Source organism: Hyella patelloides LEGE 07179 (assembly GCF_900659865.1).
Lineage (GTDB): Bacteria > Cyanobacteriota > Cyanobacteriia > Cyanobacteriales > Xenococcaceae > Hyella > Hyella patelloides.
On sequence record NZ_LR214399.1, the window covers coordinates 1 to 3,049 of the forward strand.

A 3,049-nucleotide genomic window follows, 5' to 3' on the forward strand; every position below is an offset into this window, starting at 1 on the left:
TTCCGAGCTACAAAAAACAATTGATTCCTTAAAGAGCAGTTTAATAGATGTGTCTTTTGATGGGGAACAAGAAGATATTTAAAAACGGTCATTATTCGCGAGCAATACTCGCGAATTTATACCCCTATTTTTGCCAAAATGGGATGTTCCCCAAAAAATCCCCCTAATTTTCATTAATCAGGATAATTAGGATGGTTTTTCTGGCTCATTTTCTCGAAGCCTTTATGTAATACAAAAACTCAAGAGCTTAAATGAGAAATAAAAGAGCAAAATTCAATCCGCTCACGAAAGAATTGGGTTTAATTGAACTCACCTTCTTGAAAATATTGATAATCATTCTCATAATGAGAATTGCTGCATTGCTCCTGTTTCGCTGGGAGTTTTTCCCAAACGACGAGCTAATCTTTGTAATCTAGCTTCTGTATCTGCTGCTAGTCTAGTGCTGACTACTTTGGACATTTGAAACACTGTGTTGAATTCTATAGTTACATTGTAACTGATAGCTACAATAGTTTGATTGAGTCACAAAGGCGATCGCTGAAAGCAGAAAGGATCGCCAAGGGAAAAGTAAGATTTCATATATTTGGCGTAATGCTAGAGAAGCTACCATAAGTGCCAAATGCCCAAAACTCTCTTATACAGGAAACTTCAGCATCGCTTGTTCGTAAATTTCTTGCGCTTCTCCAATACTTAAACGCGAATATACTTCCAACGACTGTCGAGAAGAATGACCAGAATAAGGTTGAATCAGAGCATCATCAATTCCCTGTTTCTTCAACCAAGTCAGCAGAAAATGACGTAATTGATGGGGTGAAATCGGTTTAGATAGTCCCGCAGCTTCGGCATACTTAGCCAAGATCTTATGAATTCCTCTGGTACTGTATTTTCGTTTCCAAGAAGATTCAAACAAATAAGTCGCCTTTTTTTGAGACATTTGGTCAACGTGCATCGCTAAAACTTCTTTAAATGAAACTGGAAAGGGAACAATTTTGTCCTTCCCTCCCTTCCCATCATTAATACGAATTTGACAACGCTGAAAATCGACATCCTCTATTTTGATATTGACTAACTCACTAACTCTCACCCCTGTATAAAGTAAGGTCTTAATTATTACCATGTCCTGAACGTTTCTGGCTTGCCAAACTGCGTCATAGTAACGTTTGATTTCTTCTTCGGTAGGGATATTAGGTAACTTTTTCTGGGCTTTGGGGACTTCTACTTCCAATTCAGTCCGCAGGTGACGGAAGACACTTTTCAAATAGTTATAGTCTGGTCGTTCCTTACGAAGATGTTTCGCTAACTGTTTGGCTTTCTTTGGGGCTGGAGTTCTCTGCATATTCATTTAAGCTACCTGCCACTCGATTTTCAATCTTTTGTTCATATCCAAAGGGAAAATTCCGTAGGGATTAACATGACCGTAGATCAGTGGGTTGAGGGCGCGTTTATCTTCTGTGGTCATCTTTGACGACCAATGAGATTCAGAAAGAACCGATTGCAGCATCAGAGTATTAACATAGACTAGACAAACTTGCAGCAGATGAAGAGAAAGCATGGATAAAACCTGCTCGGAATGCTGATTGCTAGAAAATTCACTACTTCTACCGTAGAAAATAAAGCTATTGGCACTATTCCAGTTTTCAACTACATTCAAACCTTCATGAATCTCCCGCCGTAAAGCTTTCGAATGGAGATATTGACAGAGAAAAATAGTTTTCAATACTTTCCCTAACTCTCCCAAAGCTTGATAGGTAGGGTGTTGAACATTGGCACGAGTAAATCTTCTCAAAATAGCTTCTGGCTCTGCCGTTTCCAATCTCAATGCGGTCGTATATTTAATTATCTGGTCGTATTGTTGGCGAATTAAATCCCAGTTAATGGTGCGACTGAGAACAGGTTGCAGGTTGGGGTAGGCATCGCTGTTTCCTGCTAGTGGTCGATATAACTTTTGTCTTTTAATAGCTTTTAAACGGGGCATCAATTGAAACCCCAATAAATGACAGAACGCAAAAGCTACTTCACTTTGTCCGTGACTATCGACAAAATTCTTTTTCACGGTCATTTCTGTATCGTGGCGTAAAACCCCTTCGATCATTGCTGCTACTTCGCTACTGGAGCAGGTTTTAAGTTGGGAATAGATACAGGTAGAGTTTTTCTCGACGTGCCAATAAATCATGACACCCCTACCACCATAGCGGACGTGCCATTCGGTCATCAGATTCTGATCCCACGCACCAAACTTTTTAGAATCGCTAGCGCAGGTAGTAGTCCCCTCTCCCCAAATTTGGGGCAGACGAATTTGAAAAATGGCATTAGCTACCTGAGTTATGGCTTGCCGTAATGCCTCTTTATGAACGAATCGGCGTTTGATGTAGCGTAAGTCGTGATGGTGTACATTAGGCGTACCATTACTAATTCGCAGTAATCCTGTATTTGTCCCCAAACCGTAAAGGCATAACAAAAGACGCTTTTGAATGGTTTCTCGGTCTAAAGTTTCTCTGCTAGCCAAACTTTTGAAGTTATTAGTAAAACCAATTCGTAGGTCAGCTTCTTTTAAAATATCTAGCAAGCTAGTCATTGACCAGCGTTTGGTTAATTCAGTTTTGAGCTTTAACAGGTTGACTGGTTCGGGTTGTTTTTCTAGAGGAGAAAGACGAATACTGCCCTTATATTTCTGGAGGATTTCTACTTTAGGATTTTTTGGTAGCCCATCATTCAGTGTTTTGAGGGCTATATCCATCGCTTGCTTTAAGGGATTAATAAACTCTTCTACATTGGTAGGTTGTCCTAATGCTTGATAATAAACCTCTCGTTGTTGTTCAAAATCTGCTGGTAAATCTTCTTCTGGGTTGCGGTAGCGATTTGCCCCTTCTACCCAGATTTCCTTACAACGCAAACGTTCCCTCAAGGCTTGAAGTACGCAGATTTCATAGTTGATGCGATTAATCCGTTCCTGACCCTCGCTATCGGTTTCAATCAGAATTTCTTGCCAACTTTTTTTGAGAACTCCTTCTATGGGTACTTTCTCTGATGAGTCATAATATCTTTGTTT

At 39.9% G+C, this 3,049-nt stretch carries 2 protein-coding genes; both read right to left on the reverse strand.

Annotated features, from left to right (window positions below; all coding sequences use genetic code 11):
• Positions 1 to 634: 634 nt before the first annotated feature.
• Positions 635 to 1,342 carry a tyrosine-type recombinase/integrase gene (locus H1P_RS35175; protein ID WP_144876406.1) on the reverse strand — a complete coding sequence of 236 codons (708 nt, stop codon included), beginning with the start codon at positions 1,340 to 1,342 and terminating at the stop codon, positions 635 to 637.
• On the reverse strand, positions 1,343 to 3,049 hold a 1,707-nt coding region (locus H1P_RS35180), incomplete at its 5' end, for a Tn3 family transposase (RefSeq protein WP_144876408.1).